This is a genomic window from Liquorilactobacillus ghanensis DSM 18630, from assembly GCF_001435235.1.
Classification (GTDB): Bacteria; Bacillota; Bacilli; order Lactobacillales; family Lactobacillaceae; genus Liquorilactobacillus; species Liquorilactobacillus ghanensis.
On sequence record NZ_AZGB01000033.1, the window covers coordinates 1 to 308 of the forward strand.

The 308-nt window shown below is 46.4% G+C and carries 2 tRNA genes; both read left to right on the forward strand.

The window, feature by feature from the left end:
* Positions 1–76: 76 nt before the first annotated feature.
* A tRNA-Ile gene (locus FC89_RS12240) sits at positions 77–151 on the forward strand.
* 13 nt (positions 152–164) lie between these two features.
* Positions 165–237, forward strand: a tRNA-Ala gene (locus FC89_RS12245).
* The last annotated feature ends 71 nt before the right edge of the window (positions 238–308 follow it).

The window sequence follows — 308 nt, forward strand, 5'->3', positions numbered from 1 at the left end:
CTAAGGATAGAAACGGAACCTGCACAAGCACGAAACTTTGTTTAGTTTTGAGAGGTCTACTCTCTTGAGGATGTATGGGCCTATAGCTCAGCTGGTTTAGAGCGCACGCCTGATAAGCGTGAGGTCGATGGTTCAAGTCCATTTAGGCCCATCCTTTTGATTATGGGGCCTTAGCTCAGATGGGAGAGCGCCTGCTTTGCACGCAGGAGGTCATCGGTTCGATCCCGTTAGGCTCCATTGATGGTTCAACCATCAAACTTGTTCTTTGAAAACCAGATAATATCTTTTTATATAAACCGAGAACACCG